Below are 17,369 nucleotides of genomic sequence, written 5' to 3' on the forward strand. Positions count from 1 at the left end.
CGTGTGTCGGTGGGCAAGTGCGGCGTGATCCGCGCAAACTGCTCGTCCGTCAGCCAGAACTGATCCATCGGCTCCTCCCACGGAAGCCGTGAATCACACCCAAGCCGTCCGCGCCACCATTATGGGTCCGGACGGTAGTTCTGCGCCATCGTAGAAAGCAATATCAGCGGGTGATGACCACCAAATTTTTCGCAATTCTGTATCCGAGATGTCATCCCGCGTGATCGTATCAATAAAAATTCCTAGCTTTTGACGATCGCTCTGGCTTTTCATTGGAGACAAAACTGTGTCAATCATTTCGTCTAAGCTGGACACATCATCTAAAAGATCTTGATAAAATTGCGAAGTGAACTCTCGGAATTCTGCCGGCAACTCCATTTCAGTCGCCCTCCGTCAGAGGATAAGCCGTTCGAACGAAAAATCCGCGTGGCAAACGAGGCCCGTGCCTCAATTCAGCACCAATACTATAAATATCGCGCATGTAAACAACGCCATTATTTGTGCTTTAATCTTCCCGGCCAGCTTATACGGAACGTATTTTTCAATTTACGACGATATATTCTAGGCGCAATTTGATCAAAATCTGTCTTGCCGGACATTTCAAAGATTGTCGCGAATTTTTGCAAGCATTAACCTTAGTGGCTGGGCAGAATAAAACAACCACTGCGCTTTAGATTTATTCCATGCATTTAATATTTCTTCATCGCTAAATTCTTCTCCGACTAAATGGTCTAGATAATTGCGCAGGGATACGCGCTGCTCTTGTGAAAAGGGCCTGATTAAAAATTGGAATACTTCTTTTTCTGTGCCGAATAACCGATCGATGTCTTGGAAGAAGCGCTCAGTCATTTCGTCGAATTCTGGATGAATGGTCATTTTAATCCCCCTCGTTGAAAGGAAAAGCTGATTGTACGCGATAACCTCGAGGTGATCGTGGATCGCGTACGATAAATATAACCACGCCATATGTATTTCTCATATACATAACCTCGTCCTTGGTACTGTATGCTTCACGGCCGGTCCGATAGCCAAATCGTGTCGTAAAATATGCGTTGGGTTCATCGCCGCTCGCTACCTCATCGACTTTCCGTGCGTTAATTTCCAAGGTTCGATTGACGAAATCGTTGGCTGCCTCGAGGGAGTCGAAAGAGCCATCACGATGCAATCCGCCGTGTTCCAACCAGTTTCGCCATCGGCTTTGCCGCACTCGATCCATCATTTCTTCGTCGGATTTGCCGACGTGCAAATCAATCGTATGACCTCAAAGCTTCTCTTCTTCTTCCAGCAGAACATTGTATTGACGGTCGTTTTGATCACTAACGAAGAAAATGCGCGCATCGTCGCCAGCCCCCGGATCGTCACGATTGTCCTCGCTCGTCCACTGGCCTCCATCTGGTTGGCCAGCAGGTACCCGCGGCTGACCGGGATTGTAGGCTCTGACAATGAGGTTGAGACGAAGAAGCTTCAGCTCCACTTTGAGGGCTGCGAGGTGCCACCTCGTTCGCCGAATGGCAATTTCATCAAAGAGCATGGAGCACCCCGCTGGCTGCGCCCGCTCATACTAGGCAAATTATCCTTTTTGTTAAGAATGTTCGTCTTTTGTTCCAATGCGAACTTAATGGTTGCCCTGTCGCGTCCTGCTCCGTCAGATCATGCTAACGGGGCCGGGCATCGCGCCCGGCCCACCCATCACCTCACAACGAGTAGTACTGCACGAACTCGATCGGGTGTGGGGTCATCTCGTAGCGCAGCACCTCGGTCATCTTCAGCTCGATGAACGAATCGATCTGGTCGTCCGAGAACACGCCGCCCTCCTTGAGGAAGGCCCGGTCCTTGTCGAGGCTCGCCAGCGCCTCGCGCAAGCTACCGCACACGGTCGGGATCTTCTTCAGCTCCCGCGGCGGCAACTCGTAGAGGTCCTTGTCCATGGCCGGGCCCGGGTCGATCTTGTTGCGGATGCCGTCGAGGCCGGCCATCAGCAGCGCCGAGAAGGCGAGATAGGGGTTCGCCATCGGGTCGGGGAAGCGGACCTCGACGCGCTTGGCCTTCGGGCTCTTGGTCCACGGGATGCGGCAGGAGGCCGAGCGGTTGCGGGCCGAGTAGGCGAGCAGCACCGGCGCCTCGTAGCCCGGCACTAGGCGCTTGTACGAGTTGGTCGACGGGTTGGTGAAGGCGTTAAGTGCCTTGGCGTGCCGGATGATGCCGCCGATGTACCAGAGGCATTCCTGAGAGAGGCCAGCATACTTGTCGCCGGCGAAGACCGGCTGGCCGTCCTTCCAGATCGACTGGTGGACGTGCATCCCCGAGCCGTTGTCGCCGTAGACGGGCTTCGGCATGAACGTCGCCGACTTGCCGTAGCTCTGCGCGACGTTGTGGATGCAGTACTTGTAGATCTGCATGTGGTCGGCGAGCAGGGTCAGCGTGTCGAACTTCATGCCGAGCTCGTGCTGGGCCGAGGCCACCTCGTGATGGTGCTTCTCGACCTTCACGCCCATGGACTGCATGGCGGCCAGCATCTCGCCGCGCATGTCCTGCGCCGAATCCTGCGGCGGGACCGGGAAGTATCCGCCCTTGGTCTGGACCCGGTGGCCGAGGTTGCCGCCCTCGTAGTCGGTGAAACCGTTCGACGGCAGCTCGGTCGAATCGAGTTCGAAGCCGGTGCGGTAGGGGTCGGCGGCGAACTTCACGTCGTCGAACACGAAGAACTCGGCCTCGGGGCCGACATAGATCGTGTCGCCGATGCCGGTCTGCTGCAGGTAGGCCTCGGCGCGCTTGGCGGTGCCGCGGGGGTCGCGGCCGTAGGGCTCGCCGGTGGCCGGCTCCAGCACGTCGCAGACGATCGAGAGCGTCGCGGCGGAGAAGAACGGGTCGAGGGTCGCGGTCGCCGGATCCGGCATCAGCAGCATGTCGGACTCGTTGATCGCCTTCCAGCCGGCGATTGAGGAGCCGTCGAACATCGTGCCCTCGTCGAAGATCTCCTCGTCGATGAGCGACACGTCGAACGTGACGTGCTGCCACTTGCCGCGCGGGTCGGTGAACCGGAAGTCCACGTAGCGCACGTCGTTGTCCCGGATCGTCTTCAGCACCTCGGCCGCAGTGGTCATCGTGGGCATCCTCCAGGAATCGCTCGAAAAACGCGCTGCTGGCGCGCCCGCTCTCAGGCGGGGCGCGCCAGCAGCGGCGCTTGATATCCGTCGCGGGCGCGCGTTGCCACCCGCAGGGCGCCGGAATCGGCGGGGTGGAGGGACGATCGGGCGTCGACGACATGCCGCTCTCGGATCCGTGATCGCAGAAAACTGCTGCGGAGGCGGTGATTCAATCGGGTGGCGGCTCTGCTGGCACACTCCATGCACAGGCGGCACCGGCCGTCTGAGAGGCGGCAAGCCGTTCGCGTCGCCCAGGGGTCCCCGGGTCGCGCATCGATACGGACGAGAGAACCGGAATGACCAAATATAAGCTCGAGTACATATGGCTCGACGGGTACACGCCGACCCCGAATCTCCGCGGTAAGACGCAGATCAAGGAATTCGACACCTTCCCGACGCTCGAACAGCTCCCGATGTGGGGCTTCGACGGCTCGTCCACGAAGCAGGCCGAGGGTGGCAGCTCCGACTGCATGCTGAAGCCCGTGCGCCACTTCCCCGATCCGGCTCGCAAGAACGGCGTGCTGGTGATGTGTGAAGTGATGATGCCGGACGGCACCACTCCGCACGAGTCCAACAAGCGCGCCACCATTCTGGATGATTCCGGCGCGTGGTTCGGCTTCGAGCAGGAGTACTTCCTGTACAAGGACGGCCGCCCGCTCGGCTTCCCAGCTGCCGGCTACCCGGCGCCGCAGGGCCCGTACTACACCGGCGTCGGCTACTCGAACGTCGGCGACGTCGCGCGCAAGATCGTCGAGGAGCACCTCGATCTCTGCCTCGAGGCCGGCATCAACCACGAGGGCATCAACGCCGAGGTGGCCAAGGGCCAGTGGGAATTCCAGATCTTCGGCAAAGGCTCCAAGAAGGCCGCCGACGAGATGTGGATGGCCCGCTACCTCCTGCAGCGCCTCTGCGAAAAGTACGGCATCGACGTCGAATACCATTGCAAGCCGCTCGGCGACACCGACTGGAACGGCTCGGGCATGCACTGCAACTTCTCGACCGCGTTCATGCGCGAGCACGGTGGGAAGGCCTATTTCGAGAAGCTCATGGAGGCGTTCAAGAACGCCCGCGAGGACCACATTGCAGTCTACGGCCCGGACAACCACATGCGGCTGACCGGCAAGCACGAGACCGCCTCGATCCACGAATTCTCGTACGGCTTGGCCGACCGCGGCGCCTCGATCCGCGTGCCGCACTCCTTCGTCAACAACGGCTACAAAGGCTACCTGGAGGACCGCCGTCCCAACTCGCAGGGCGACCCCTACCAGATCGCCTCGCAGGTGCTGAAGACGATCGCTTCCGTACCGACCGAGGCCGCTGCAGCCGCGTAGGACGCGCAGACCACCGACGGATCAATGGAGCCGGGCCCTGCTGGGTCCGGCTTCGCTGTTTCTGTGTCGAACGGATCTGGACCGACTCCGGAACGATATCGCCGCGGCTCCTCGATCCCGCTACTCAGGATCGACGGGGGGGCTCGTCTTCGCGGATGGCGGCCTCGTGGTACCATGCGCTGCCCCCGAAATTCGGCACCGGCGCAGGCTTCGGCGCGAGGGCGGTCCGAGGCGTCGGCCGGGCGCGTCGGAACGCGGACAGATCATAGATCTTGGCGGTCTCGCGCGGGTCCATCACGGCCATCGCACATCCTCCTGCATCGGGTCACAGCGGCCGATCGCGTCGACCGTTCCCCGTGCATGTGGGATGCGGATCCCGGCTCACCATGGCGGCATGCGCCGTTGCCGGACATTCGTGCAGAGCGAAAACTTAGGCAGGACCGACGGATGTTATCGGCTCGCCGGGAGCGGGAAGGATCAGATCGCGTCGGTGCCGGTCTCGCCGGTGCGGATGCGGATCGCCTCCTCGATAGTCGACACGAAGATCTTGCCGTCGCCGATACGGCCGGTCTGGGCCGACTTGCGGATCGCCTCGACGGCGCCCTCGACCAACGCGTCCGAGAGCACGATCTCGAGCTTCACCTTCGGCAGGAAGTCGACCACGTATTCGGCGCCGCGATAGAGTTCCGTGTGACCCTTCTGGCGGCCGAAACCCTTCGCCTCGATCACCGTGATGCCCTGGAGGCCGACCTCCTGGAGCGCCTCCTTCACCTCGTCGAGCTTGAAAGGCTTGATGATCGCTTCGATCTTCTTCATGCCGCCCGGGCCCGCGCTAGGATGTCGGAGGATTCTAACATCCCCATGACGCGTCCGCCACGCCGATTTGAGGGCGCGTCCGGCCAGACTGCTCAATCTCTGTGCTTCGCCCGCACATCGTGCGAGCGTTTTATGAATTTGTGACGTTTTTTTCAGCACGCCTGATCGGCACGCGGGCAAAGAGGAGGCTACGATGCGGTTGCTGACGGTCGCGGCCATGCGAGCAGTCGATGCCGCGGCGATCGCCGGTGGGATGCCGGGCCGCACGCTGATGACGGCGGCCGGAGCCGCGGTGGCGGCCCGAGCTCGGGCACGGCTGCCGGCGGGCGGTCGCACCCTCGTCCTGTGCGGCCCGGGCAACAATGGCGGCGACGGCTTCGTCGCTGCGCGCCTATTGGCGGAGGATGGTTATGCGGTCGACGTGCGACTGCTCGGTGATCGCGCGACGCTCGCCGGCGACGCTGCGCTGGCGGCCGAAGCCTGGACCGGGCCGGTCGGACCGGCCTCGTCCAAGGAGCCGCGCGCTTGCGACCTCGTGATCGATGCCCTGTTCGGGGCGGGTCTTTCGCGCGACCTCGACGGTGAGGCCCGCGCGCTGGTGGAGGCTGTGAACGCGGATGCGTGCCCTGTCCTTGCCATCGACGTTCCGAGCGGCCTCGACGGCGACACCGGCGCCGTCCGCGGTGCGGCGATCCGGGCGACCGAGACCGTGACCTTCGTGACGCTGAAGCCCGGCCATCTCCTGGAGCCGGGGCGAAGCCTGTGTGGCCAGCTGAGCGTGGCGGATATCGGAAGCGGGCCGGCGGCGTTGGAATCAGGCTTGGCCGTTTGCGGGGCGCCCCTCTACCGGAACGGTCCTGACCTCTGGGCGAGAGGATTTCCCCGGCTCACCAGGGCCAGCCATAAATATACCCGCGGCCACGCTCTGGTGCTGTCGGGCCCCGCCACGAAGACCGGCGCCGCGCGGCTCGCCGCCCGGGGTGCGCTGCGAGTCGGGGCGGGCCTCGTGACGGTCGCCTCGCCGACCGGCGCGCTGGCGGAGAACGCAGCGCACCTCACGGCGATCATGCTGCGCCCCTGCGAGACCGCTGACGACCTCGACGACCTGCTCACCGATGAGCGCCTGAACGTGGTGCTCGCCGGCCCGGGGCTCGGCACCGGCGAGCCCACGCGGGAGCGCGTCGCGGTGGCGGCCTCAGCGGGACGGTGCCTCGTCCTCGACGCCGACGCGCTGACGAGCTTTTCCGGGCAGGCGCGGCTCCTCGCCGCGCATCTGGAGGATGGCGCGGCACGGGCCGTGCTCACGCCGCATGCCGGCGAGTTCGCGCGTCTGTTCGACGGCACGGGGGCGATGGCGGAGGGGGCCGACAAGCTCGCCCGGGCGCGCGCCGCGGCCGCTCTGACCGGCGCCGTCGTGGTCTACAAGGGTGCCGACACCGTGATCGCCGGCCCGGACGGGCGGGCTGCGATCAACGATCACGGCAGCCCCTATCTGGGCACCGCCGGGTCGGGCGACGTCTTGGGCGGTCTGATCGCCGGCCTGCTGGCGCAGGGCATGGAGCCCTTCGAGGCCGCCGCCGCCGGGGTCTGGCTCCACGGGGATGCCGGCCTGCGCCACGGTCCCGGTCTGATCGCCGAGGATATCCCGGAGCTGATGCCCGCGGTGCTCGGTGGCCTCGCCGAAGCGGCGCTTACGTGACCTCGAACATCGTCCAGAGGCCGGTGTCGAACCGCTCCAGCACCGTGGCGCTGATCAGCCAGCGGCCGGGATTGTCGGCGAGGAAGCCGATCCGGGCGGTTCTGCCTTCCAGCAACTGGAACGTGTCGAGCCAGTAGGGCTCCCAACCGTCGTCGAGGGGGTGGAGCAGGCGGAAGCAGTGCCCGTGCAGGTGGAGCGCCTGCGGGAAGGCGGTCTCGTTGCGCAGGGCCAGCACCACCACCTGACCCCGCTTCACCGAGAAGATCGGTGAGAGGCCGGTGGTGCCGCTGACGCCGTTGATCGACCAGATCTTCTGCGGGTCGCCGGTATAGACGGGATCTGGGTTGGCCCCGTCCTTCTTGTCCTTGGGCACGAAGGCCCCGCCGGTGATCACCAGGTCGCGGCGCAGGGCATTCTGGAGCTTGATCTCGGCCGGCAGGCGCTTGTTCTCGCCGATCGGGGCGATCGGCGGTCGCGTCTCGGTGATCTTGGGCCCCTTTGTGGTGACGCTCGCCAGGATCAGCCCCTTGCCGATCAGCGCGTGGATCCCGCAGGTGGCGCCCTCCTCCTCCGGCAGGTCGACCATCAGGTCGTAGCGGGTGCCGGGCGGGAAGGGCAGGGTGGCCCGCAGCGGCTCGAACGTGTCGGTGGGCTGCCCGTCGACCGCCGCCACGTAGACCTTCACGCCCTCGAACTTGATCCGCGTCGCCCGGGCGTTGCAGGCATTGCCCAGGCGCAGGCGGACCCGGGAAGCTGGGCGGGCCTCGAAGGTGTCGGGCACCGGCTTGCCGTTGACGGTGACGAGATTGCCGAGCCGTCCATTGGCGGCGGCCAGCGGCACCTGCCCGAATGGCATGAGCGTGCCGTCGTCGAGGAGCCGCCAGTCCTGCAGGACCACGGCGACATCCGCATCGACGGGCGGCGGGTTCGCCTCCTCGACGACCAGCATCCCGGCGAGGCCGCGGCCCGAGGGCTCGCCGGCGCCGCCGACCACCAGGGGGCGGATCAGGTAGGACCCGGCATCGGGCGGCGTGAACGCGTAGAGGAAGTCGCCGCCCGGGGGGATCGGCGCCTGGGTCACGCCGCCGACGCCATCCATGGCGTTGACGATGCGCACCCCGTGCCAGTGCAGCGACAGGGGCTTGTCGGTCCGGTTCTCGACCTTCAGCCGCACCGGCTGTCCGAACTTCACCCGGATCGTGGGGGGCAGCGCCTTGCCGTCGAAGCACCAGACCGGCGTCTCCGGTGCGGGCTCGGGCCGGAACCACGTCTTGCCGGGGGCCGCCGGCAGGGCGGCGGGTTCCGCTTGCCCTGGGGCGGGCGTCGCGGGTGCGGAGGTCTGGCCTCGCCCGGCTGCGGGCACGAGCCCGAAGGCGGTCGCGGTCGCCAGGAGGGTCCTGCGCGACGGCGTGCCGGCGCTCAAATCGGCCGGCGGCACGGGGCGGGATGGCGGCATGAAATCTCGGCTGCGGCTCGCGACGGGCCCGCTCCATAGCGGTGTGGCGGCCCCGGCGCCACAGGACAAGTTTTTTGCTGCAGCCCCGCCGGCCCATGCTATAGGGCGCGCTTCCGGCGGCCGGCGATGCGCCGGATGTCGGCGCGCGCGGGCGTGGCGGAACTGGTAGACGCGCTGGATTTAGGTTCCAGTGTCGCAAGACGTGGGGGTTCGAGCCCCTCCGCCCGCACCAGGACGTCTCTGAGGGTGCGGTCCCAGGCGGACCGCCCCGGCTCCGTTCCCGACATCTTGAGCATCCCGGACCGCACGAGCACGCCGTACGAGTCCGGCCCGGCCGGCGATCACAGGTTTTTGGAAGAGCGACGACGACGATGCAGGTGACCGAGATCAACGCCCAGGGTCTGAAGCGCGAGTTTCAGGTTCTGCTGGCCGCCCAGGAACTCGAGGAGCGCCTGACCTCCGAGCTGTCCGGCATGAAGGACAAGGTACAGCTGAAGGGCTTCCGCCCCGGCAAGGTGCCGGTCGCGCACCTGCGCAAGGTCTACGGCCGCTCCGTGATGGCCGAGGTGGTGCAGAACGCCGTCAACGAGGCCAACCGCAAGATCGTGAGCGACAACGGCCTCAAGCTCGCCCTGGAGCCGCAGGTCGAGTTCCCGAGCGATCAGGCCGAGGTCGAGAAGGCGCTCGACGCCAAGGGCGACCTCGCCTTCAAGGTGGCGCTTGAGGTGATGCCGAGCTTCGAGCTCGCCGACCTCTCGGATGTCAGCCTGACCAAGCAGGTCGCCAAGCCCTCCGACACGGAGGTGGACGAGGCGCTGGAGCGCATGGCCGGCCAGGGCCGCCCCTTCGCCGAGCGCGAGGAGGGCGCCGATGCCCAGAGCGGCGACCGCGTCACCATCGACTTCGTCGGCCGGATCGACGGCGAGGAGTTCCAGGGCGGCAAGGGCGAGGGCATCGATCTGGAACTGGGCTCCGGCTCGTTCATCCCGGGCTTCGAGGACCAGCTCGTCGGCGCCAAGGTCGGCGACAAGCCCCTCGTGAAGGTGACCTTCCCGGCCGAGTACGGGGCCGAGCAGCTCGCCGGCAAGGATGCCGAGTTCGACGTGACGGTCACGAAGATCCAGGCCCCGGGCGAGGCCAAGGTCGACGACGCGTTCGCCAAGTCGATGGGCATGGAGTCGCTGGAGAAGCTCCGTGAGGCCGTGTCCGAGGCGATCGGCCGGGACTACGAGACGGCTTCGCGCCGCCGCCTCAAGAAGGCCCTCCTCGACGCCCTCGACACGAAGTACGCCTTCGAGCTGCCCCCCTCCCTGGTGGCGCAGGAATTCGCCGCGGTGTGGGCCCAGGTCGAGCAGGACCTCAAGACCCGGGGCAAGAGCTTCGAGGACGAGGACACCACCGAGGAGAAGGCCCAGGCCGAGTACCGCAAGATCGCCGAGCGCCGGGTCCGCCTCGGTCTCGTGCTTGCGCAGGTCGGCGAGAGCGCCGATATCAAGGTCTCGGATGACGAGGTGAACCAGGCCCTCATCGCCCGGGTCCGGCAGTTCCCGGGCCAGGAGCAGCAGGTCTGGGACTTCTACCGGAAGAATGCGCAGGCGCTCGCCGAACTCCGCGCGCCCCTGTTCGAGGAAAAGGTGGTTGACCACGTTCTCGGGCAGGTGAAACTCGTCGAGGAGCCCGTCTCGAAAGAGGCGCTTTTCGCAGACGATGATGACGAAGACACGACCGGCGGGAAGCCGGCAGACAAGGCCGAGGCCGCGGACGAGAAGACCGACGCCAAGGCCGACTGAGCCCCGCCCTGTCCGAGGACGGCGGGCAAGGATTAGGCGATGGTTAAGCATCGCCGGTGTTCGCTGACATGTCCGGGGCTGCCCTGATTCGCGGCAGCCCCGGACCTCACTCTGGGCAGGATGAGATGAGAGATCCGATCGACGTCTACAACAACGCGCTCGTGCCGATGGTCGTCGAGCAATCGAGCCGCGGCGAGCGCGCCTTCGACATCTACTCCCGCCTGCTGCGCGAGCGGATCATCTTCCTGACCGGGCCCGTGGAGGATTACGGCGCGTCGCTGATCGTGGCGCAGCTGCTGTTCCTCGAGGCGGAGAACCCGAAGAAGGAAATCTCCTTCTACATCAATTCCCCCGGCGGCGTGGTCACCTCCGGCCTGTCGATCTACGACACGATGCAGTTCATCCGCTGCCCGGTGACGACGCTCTGCGTCGGCCAAGCCGCCTCGATGGGCTCGCTGCTGCTGACCGCCGGCGAGCCCGGCCACCGCTTCGCCCTGCCGAACGCCCGGATCATGGTCCACCAGCCGTCGGGCGGCTTCCAGGGCCAGGCGACCGACATCCTGATCCATGCCCGCGAGATCGAGGCGCTGAAGCGGCGTCTGAACGAGATTTACGTGAAGCACACCGGCCGCGAGTACGATGCGATCCACACGGCGCTGGAGCGCGACAACTTCATGACCGCCGACGCGGCCAAGGAGTTCGGGCTCATCGACGAGGTGATCGAGAAGCGCCCCGAGCCGGCCGCCGCCTGAACGAGACGCTTCGCCAGAGAGCCGCGGCGCGGCCTTGATCCCGCCGCGGCAGCGTGTTTGCATCCGAGATCGGGCCCTTCGGTCAAAGACGCGCAGCACACTGTTTCTTTAAACGGGCCCCCTACATTCATGCGATGCGCGTCCGCCCCTAGCCGGCAGCGGACGCGAGGAATCGGAGACCGATATGAGCAAGACTGGCGGCAACGACTCGAAGAGCACGCTGTATTGCTCGTTCTGCGGCAAGAGCCAGCACGAGGTCCGCAAGCTGATCGCCGGTCCGACGGTGTTCATCTGTGACGAGTGCGTCGAGCTGTGCATGGACATCATCCGCGAGGAGTCGAAATCCTCGCTGGTGAAGAGCCGCGACGGGGTGCCGACCCCGAAGGAGATCCGCCGCGTCCTCGACGACTACGTCATCGGCCAGGACTTCGCCAAGAAGGTCCTCTCGGTCGCGGTCCACAACCACTACAAGCGGCTCGCCCACGCGACGAAGCACAACGACGTCGAGCTGGCCAAGTCCAACATCATGCTGATCGGGCCGACCGGCTCGGGCAAGACGCTGCTCGCGCAGACGCTGGCCCGGATCCTCGACGTGCCGTTCACCATGGCGGACGCCACGACCCTCACCGAGGCCGGCTATGTCGGTGAGGACGTCGAGAACATCATCCTCAAGCTGCTCCAGGCCTCGGACTACAACGTCGAGCGGGCCCAGCGCGGCATCGTCTACATCGACGAGATCGACAAGATCTCCCGCAAGTCCGACAACCCGTCGATCACCCGCGACGTGTCGGGCGAGGGCGTGCAGCAGGCGCTCCTGAAGATCATGGAGGGCACGGTCGCCTCCGTTCCACCCCAGGGCGGCCGGAAGCACCCGCAGCAGGAATTCCTGCAGGTCGACACCACCAACATCCTGTTCATCTGCGGCGGCGCCTTCGCGGGGCTGGAGCGGATCATCTCGCAGCGCGGCAAGGGCACCTCGATCGGCTTCGGCGCGACCGTGCAGGCCCCCGACGACCGCCGCACCGGCGAGATCTTCCGCTCGGTCGAGCCCGAGGATCTGCTGAAGTTCGGCCTCATCCCGGAGTTCGTCGGCCGCCTGCCGGTCCTGGCGACGCTTGAGGATCTCGACGAGGCCGCCCTCAAGAAGATCCTGCAGGAGCCCAAGAACGCCCTGGTCAAGCAGTACCAGCGGCTGTTCGAGATGGAGAACGTCGACCTGACGTTCCAGGACGAGGCCCTGTCGCTCGTCGCCCGCAAGGCGATCGAGCGCAAGACGGGTGCCCGCGGCCTGCGCTCCATTTTGGAGACGATCCTGCTCGACACGATGTACGACCTGCCGGGCCTTGAGTCCGTGGAGCAGGTCGTGATCGGTCCCGAGGTGGTCGAGGGCAAGTCGCGCCCGCTCTACATCCACGGTGACCGCAATAAGGACGCACCCGCCAGCGTCAGCGCGTAAGCGCTTGGTAGGGTTGCATTAAGCGCCCGGCTCCGGCCGGGTGCGCTGCGGGGACCGCCTTGAAAACGCGTTCCCCCGCAGCCACTTCAGGCTCAGCGCGGTGGCCGCACGCTCCTTTCGAGGTCCGGTCCGCGTTACCAGCCGCAAAGTCCACGAAATTCCCGACCCTCGCGGCCCGGTCGGCCCCCTGGCTGTCGGCGCGCTCCCTGTATGGAGGAGCCGACCCTGGGCGTCCCTGAGAGGAAGTCAGCATGTCACAGTCGAAATCGCGCCAGCCGGTGGTCCCGGGTTCGACGGGCTCCTACGCCGTCCTGCCCCTGCGCGACATCGTCGTCTTCCCGCATATGATCGTGCCCTTGTTCGTCGGCCGCGAGAAGTCGATCCGTGCCCTTGAGGAAGCTGTCCGCACCGATCGCCATATCCTGCTCGCCACGCAGATCAACGCGGGCGACGACGACCCGGCCACCGACGCGATCTACAAGATCGGCACCCTCGCGTCCGTGCTCCAGCTCCTGAAGCTGCCTGACGGCACCGTGAAGGTGCTGGTCGAGGGCGTCGGCCGTGCGAAGGTAACGGGCTTCACTCGTTCGGACGAGTATTATGAGGCGACCGCCGAAGCCCTGCACGACGAGCTAGGCGATCAGGTCGAGGCTGAGGCGCTCGCGCGCTCGGTGCTCTCGGAGTTCGAGAACTACGTCAAGCTCAACAAGAAGATATCGCCCGAGGTCGTCTCCGCCGTGACCCAGATCGACGAGCCGTCCAAGCTCGCCGATACGATCGGCTCGCACCTGCTCGTCAAGATCTCCGACAAGCAGGGCATCCTGGAGACCCCCACGGTGGCGCAGCGCCTGGAGCGCGTGCTGTCGCTGATGGAGAGCGAGATCTCCGTGCTCCAGGTCGAGAAGCGCATCCGGACCCGCGTCAAGCGGCAGATGGAGAAGACCCAGCGCGAGTACTACCTGAATGAGCAGATGAAGGCGATCCAGAAGGAGCTGGGCGACTCCGAGGATGGCCGCGATGAGCTGGCCGAGCTCGAAGAGAAGATCGAGAAGACCAAGTTCACCAAAGAAGCCCGCGACAAGGCCACCGCCGAGCTGAAGAAGCTGCGGCAGATGTCACCGATGTCGGCGGAGGCGACTGTCGTGCGCAACTACCTCGACTGGATGCTCGGCATCCCGTGGGGCAAGCGCTCGAAGATGAAGAAGGACCTGCTCGGTGCCCAGGCCCTGCTCGATGACGATCATTTCGGTCTCGAGAAGGTCAAGGAGCGGATTGTCGAGTACCTCGCCGTGCAGCAGCGGGCGAACAAGCTCACCGGCCCGATCCTGTGCCTCGTCGGCCCCCCCGGCGTCGGTAAGACCTCGCTCGGCAAGTCGATCGCCAAGGCGACGGGCCGTGAATTCGTGCGCATGTCGCTCGGCGGCGTGCGGGACGAGGCCGAGATCCGCGGTCACCGCCGGACCTATATCGGCTCGATGCCCGGCAAGATCGTGCAGTCGATGCGCAAGGCTAAGACCTCCAACCCGCTCATCCTGCTCGACGAGATCGACAAGATGGGCATGGACTTCCGCGGCGATCCGTCGGCGGCGCTCCTCGAGGTGCTCGACCCTGAGCAGAACAGCACCTTCAACGACCATTACCTGGAGGTGGATTACGACCTCTCGAACGTGATGTTCGTGACCACGGCCAACACCCTCAACATCCCGGGCCCGCTCATGGACCGGATGGAGGTGATCCGCATCGCCGGGTACACCGAGGAGGAGAAGGTCGAGATCGCGCGCAAGCACCTGATCCCGAACGCCCTGAAGAAGCACGGCCTCGGGACGCACGAGTGGTCGATCGACGATGACGGCCTGATGATGCTGGTCCGCCGCTACACGCGGGAGGCGGGCGTGCGCAACCTGGAGCGCGAGTTGTCCAACCTGATCCGCAAGGCGGTGAAGGAGATCCTGATCACCAAGACCAAGGTGGTCGCGGTGACCGTGGAGACCCTGCCGGTCTTCCTCGGGCCACCGAAGTTCCGCTACGGCGAGATCGATGCGGACGATCAGGTCGGTGTGGTGACGGGTCTGGCCTGGACCGAGGTCGGCGGCGAGCTGCTGACGATCGAGGGCGTCATGATGCCCGGCAAGGGCAAGATGACAGTCACCGGCAACCTGAAGGATGTGATGAAGGAGTCGATCTCGGCGGCGGCGAGCTACGTCCGCTCGCGGGCGATCGACTTCGGCATCGAGCCGCCGCTGTTCGACCGGCGCGACATCCACGTCCACGTTCCGGAGGGGGCGACCCCGAAGGACGGTCCGTCGGCCGGCATCGCCATGGCCACTGCGATCATCTCGACGCTGACCGGGATCCCGGTCCGTCGCGACATCGCGATGACCGGCGAGGTGACGCTCCGCGGCCGGATCCTGCCGATCGGCGGCCTGAAGGAGAAGCTGCTCGCAGCGCTTCGCGGCGGCATCAAGACGGTGCTGATCCCCGAGGAGAACGCCAAGGACATCGCCGAGGTGCCCGACAGCGTGAAGAACGGGCTTGAGATCATCCCCGTCTCGCGGATGGATCAGGTGCTGGAGAAGGCGCTGGTCCGTCAGCCGGTGCCGATCGAGTGGGAGGAGCCGCTGCCCGTGGCCAAGCCCAACCGGACCGAGGAGGACGGCGCCGCCTTCGTGGCGCACTGAGTGCCGAGAGCGTGACATGCGACGAGCCCCCGGAGCGTGAGCCTCCGGGGGCTTTTTTGTCGTGCGCTTGACACTCCGGGTTACGGAACTGGGGCTGCTCGAACAGTCCCTGTGCGCGAGATCTTTCAGCGAGCCTGGACGCGGGATGACGCCGCCAAGGGTTCGGCGGCGATCGACGGTCTGATCCCGCATGGCGGGTGGCGTTCAAGCGGACCGGTGCTGAGCTTCGTCCTCAGGCTCTGATCGATCGCTCGGCTCGATCAAACCGCGGGATAAGGGTGTCCTCATTCGTGACAGCGCAAGTGGTAAATGATTTGCTAATCTCTTCGGAACGCGCGTTGGCCGCGCGGTCAGGAGGGTGTCGGCTGTGCGTGAGGACGATCGGCAGGAGATGACTGATCCACTTTGGTACGATCGGGTTGAGCCCGACGTGCCGCCCGGGCTCATGTTGAATGCGGTGGCCTACCTGGTGCTGCTGGTGATAGCCGGCATCCGGATCGCTATCAGCGTCTATTGGCTTCCGGATTCGTTCTGGTGCCGGGTCTCCCGTCGCCTTGCGCGGCATCGTGCTGCGGGACATTAGTCCTTTCGAACGCAGCGGCATGTGGCCGCTTGCAGCTTACCTCCTTTCGGGGCTCGGCGGCAGGAGAAGCGGTGACGGCCGACCGCGCTCAACAGGCCATCGCTGTCCCGCCCGTCGCCGAACGGGCTGCGGGCGTCATGATACCGGGCGACTTCCGGCGGCTCGATGAACGACATGCGAACCGTCGCCGACGGGGGGACGTTTCGAGGCATCTGAGTGAAGAGATGCCGATCGCCAAATCAAAGCGTTGTTGGGCGAAGCCGCAGGCAATCGGTGTGGGGCATGGTGGGCGGTGAGGGACTCGAACCCCCGACCCTCTCCGTGTAAAGGAGACGCTCTACCAACTGAGCTAACCGCCCCCGCGTGGACCGTTACGGCATGGCGCCGGTTCGGCGCAAGCTCCGTCCCTGGAGCCGTGCCCGATTACGTCGCAACCGAGCATGGCTTCAGGGGATTCAGACGCGGCGCTCGACATCCCCGACCGCCTTGCGACAGCCCCGAGCGACGCTCCTGCGCCCACACCGCTTTTCCGGACGGCGCTCCTCGAGTGAGCCCGGATCACGCCGATCGACCCGACCCGCATCTGCAACCGGTCGATCGGTATGTCGTGGTGAGGACCGCGTGTCCTAATTGCGACGGTCGCCCTCGAGGCGCCGAAGATCGGCCTCGACCATGAGCCCGCACAGCGCGCGAAGATCCGTGGTTGGACGCCAGCCAAGGATCTCCTCCGCCTTGCCGTAGTCGCCGATCAACGCATCGACCTCCGCGGGTCGAAAGAACGAGGGATCGACCTCGACGACCCGTCTGCCGCCCTCACGGGTTACGGCGAACTCGTCGAGCCCCGAGGAAGACCACTCCAGGTCGATGCCGACCGTGGCGAACGAGAGCGTCACGAAATCCCGCACCGAGGTCGTCCTGTTCGTGGCAAGGACGAACGTATCCGGCTTCTCGGCTTGCAGCATCAGCCGCATACCCTCCACATAATCCTTGGCGTAACCCCAATCCCTCAGCGCGTTCAAATTCCCGAGGCGGAGGACCTCCGCGGATCCACTTGCGATCCGCGCTACGCTGCGCGTGATTTTACGCGTTACGAATTCCTCTCCCCTCAATGGAGACTCGTGATTGAATAATATGCCGGAGGCCGCGTAAATACCGTATGACTCGCGATAATTGACAGTCATCCAATGTGCAAAGAGCTTTGATACCCCGTAGGGGCTTCGCGGGTAGAACGGCGTCGTCTCGTTCTGCGGCACCGCCTGAACCAAGCCAAACATCTCGGCCGAGGACGCTTGGTAATACCGTGTCGGCGCTTTCTGCTCCCGGATTCCCTCCAGGAAGGTCAGCGGCCCGATGCCGGTGATTTGAGCCGTCGTAAATGGCTGATCGAACGACACTTGGACATGCGTCTGCGCTGCAAGGTTATAGATCTCGTCGGGCGCAGTTCGATCGAGCAAACGGAGGGTCGACCCGAAGTCGGTCATATCGTGCTGAACGAGCGCGAGATTCGGATGGTCGAGTATACCGAGCTCCGTGATGCGCCAGAAGTTTGCCGCGCTGGATCTGCGATAGGTCGCGTAGACCTTGTATCCGCGGTGAAGCAGATTCTGTGCGAGGTACGCACCGTCCTGTCCGGTCACACCTGTGATAAGCGCCGTCCTCATG

At 64.9% G+C, this 17,369-nt stretch carries 16 protein-coding genes and 2 tRNA genes; 8 read left to right on the forward strand and 10 right to left on the reverse strand.

Annotated features, from left to right (window positions below; translation table 11 throughout):
• Window positions 1–93: 93 nt before the first annotated feature.
• From MKK75_RS33935 to glnA, 5 genes are all read right to left on the reverse strand, one after another.
• A complete protein-coding gene (locus MKK75_RS33935; protein WP_244046878.1) occupies window positions 94–378 on the reverse strand; it encodes a hypothetical protein in 285 nt (94 codons plus the stop codon).
• A 222-nt stretch (window positions 379–600) separates the two neighbouring features.
• Window positions 601–876 carry a hypothetical protein gene (locus MKK75_RS33940; protein ID WP_244046879.1) on the reverse strand — a complete coding sequence of 92 codons (276 nt, stop codon included), beginning with the start codon at window positions 874–876 and terminating at the stop codon, window positions 601–603.
• A 1-nt stretch (window position 877) separates the two neighbouring features.
• Window positions 878–1,252, reverse strand: a complete 375-nt coding sequence (locus MKK75_RS33945; RefSeq protein WP_313901917.1) for an RNase A-like domain-containing protein — start codon at window positions 1,250–1,252, stop codon at window positions 878–880.
• Window positions 1,253–1,261: 9 nt separating this feature from the next.
• Window positions 1,262–1,531 (reverse strand): hypothetical protein, encoded by a 270-nt coding sequence (locus MKK75_RS33950; protein ID WP_244046880.1) that lies wholly within the window; start codon window positions 1,529–1,531, stop codon window positions 1,262–1,264.
• Window positions 1,532–1,694: 163 nt separating this feature from the next.
• Window positions 1,695–3,104 carry a type I glutamate--ammonia ligase gene (glnA, locus tag MKK75_RS33955; protein ID WP_244046881.1) on the reverse strand — a complete coding sequence of 470 codons (1,410 nt, stop codon included), beginning with the start codon at window positions 3,102–3,104 and terminating at the stop codon, window positions 1,695–1,697.
• Window positions 3,105–3,442: 338 nt separating this feature from the next.
• Here glnA and MKK75_RS33960 point away from each other — a divergent pair, with 338 nt between their 5' ends.
• Window positions 3,443–4,477, forward strand: a complete 1,035-nt coding sequence (locus MKK75_RS33960; RefSeq protein ID WP_244046882.1) for a glutamine synthetase beta-grasp domain-containing protein — start codon at window positions 3,443–3,445, stop codon at window positions 4,475–4,477.
• A gap of 124 nt (window positions 4,478–4,601) precedes the next feature.
• Here MKK75_RS33960 and MKK75_RS33965 read toward each other — a convergent pair whose 3' ends face one another.
• Complete coding sequence (locus tag MKK75_RS33965; RefSeq protein ID WP_244046883.1) at window positions 4,602–4,781, reverse strand: DUF2735 domain-containing protein; 180 nt, start codon at window positions 4,779–4,781, stop codon at window positions 4,602–4,604.
• A 173-nt stretch (window positions 4,782–4,954) separates the two neighbouring features.
• Window positions 4,955–5,293 carry a P-II family nitrogen regulator gene (locus tag MKK75_RS33970; RefSeq protein ID WP_003600526.1) on the reverse strand — a complete coding sequence of 113 codons (339 nt, stop codon included), beginning with the start codon at window positions 5,291–5,293 and terminating at the stop codon, window positions 4,955–4,957.
• A 193-nt stretch (window positions 5,294–5,486) separates the two neighbouring features.
• On the opposite strand from MKK75_RS33970, the gene MKK75_RS33975 reads away from it, so the two are divergent.
• Window positions 5,487–6,992 carry an NAD(P)H-hydrate dehydratase gene (locus tag MKK75_RS33975; RefSeq protein WP_244046884.1) on the forward strand — a complete coding sequence of 502 codons (1,506 nt, stop codon included), beginning with the start codon at window positions 5,487–5,489 and terminating at the stop codon, window positions 6,990–6,992.
• Here the strand turns inward: MKK75_RS33975 and MKK75_RS33980 are convergent.
• Entirely contained in the window at window positions 6,985–8,448 is a 1,464-nt protein-coding gene (locus MKK75_RS33980) for a multicopper oxidase family protein (protein ID WP_244046885.1), read from the reverse strand. The genes MKK75_RS33975 and MKK75_RS33980 overlap by 8 nt on opposite strands.
• 147 nt (window positions 8,449–8,595) lie before the next feature.
• Between MKK75_RS33980 and MKK75_RS33985 the strand changes: the two genes are divergently transcribed.
• The 6 genes from MKK75_RS33985 (at window position 8,596) to MKK75_RS34010 (ending at window position 15,707) form a co-directional block, all read left to right on the forward strand.
• A tRNA-Leu gene (locus MKK75_RS33985) sits at window positions 8,596–8,680 on the forward strand.
• Window positions 8,681–8,819: 139 nt separating this feature from the next.
• The gene (tig, locus tag MKK75_RS33990; RefSeq protein ID WP_244046886.1) at window positions 8,820–10,238 is read left to right on the forward strand and encodes a trigger factor; all 1,419 of its coding nucleotides are present in this window, start codon (window positions 8,820–8,822) and stop codon (window positions 10,236–10,238) included.
• Window positions 10,239–10,363: 125 nt separating this feature from the next.
• Entirely contained in the window at window positions 10,364–10,990 is a 627-nt protein-coding gene (locus MKK75_RS33995; RefSeq protein ID WP_243918202.1) for an ATP-dependent Clp protease proteolytic subunit, read from the forward strand.
• Window positions 10,991–11,174: 184 nt separating this feature from the next.
• Window positions 11,175–12,446, forward strand: coding sequence for an ATP-dependent Clp protease ATP-binding subunit ClpX (clpX, locus tag MKK75_RS34000; RefSeq protein ID WP_010684321.1), 1,272 nt, complete (start codon window positions 11,175–11,177; stop codon window positions 12,444–12,446).
• A 251-nt stretch (window positions 12,447–12,697) separates the two neighbouring features.
• The gene (lon, locus tag MKK75_RS34005; RefSeq protein ID WP_244046887.1) at window positions 12,698–15,124 is read left to right on the forward strand and encodes an endopeptidase La; all 2,427 of its coding nucleotides are present in this window, start codon (window positions 12,698–12,700) and stop codon (window positions 15,122–15,124) included.
• Window positions 15,125–15,491: 367 nt separating this feature from the next.
• On the forward strand, window positions 15,492–15,707 hold the full coding sequence (locus MKK75_RS34010) for a hypothetical protein (RefSeq protein ID WP_244046888.1): 216 nt from the start codon (window positions 15,492–15,494) through the stop codon (window positions 15,705–15,707).
• 283 nt (window positions 15,708–15,990) lie between these two features.
• On the opposite strand, the gene MKK75_RS34015 is transcribed toward MKK75_RS34010, so the two are convergent.
• Both MKK75_RS34015 and gmd read right to left on the reverse strand, forming a co-directional pair.
• Window positions 15,991–16,066, reverse strand: a tRNA-Val gene (locus tag MKK75_RS34015).
• A gap of 267 nt (window positions 16,067–16,333) precedes the next feature.
• Window positions 16,334–17,368 carry a GDP-mannose 4,6-dehydratase gene (gmd, locus tag MKK75_RS34020; protein ID WP_244046889.1) on the reverse strand — a complete coding sequence of 345 codons (1,035 nt, stop codon included), beginning with the start codon at window positions 17,366–17,368 and terminating at the stop codon, window positions 16,334–16,336.
• Between the last annotated feature and the right edge of the window lies 1 nt (window position 17,369).

The organism is Methylobacterium sp. J-030, assembly GCF_022829545.1.
In the GTDB taxonomy this organism is placed as follows: Bacteria; Pseudomonadota; Alphaproteobacteria; order Rhizobiales; family Beijerinckiaceae; genus Methylobacterium.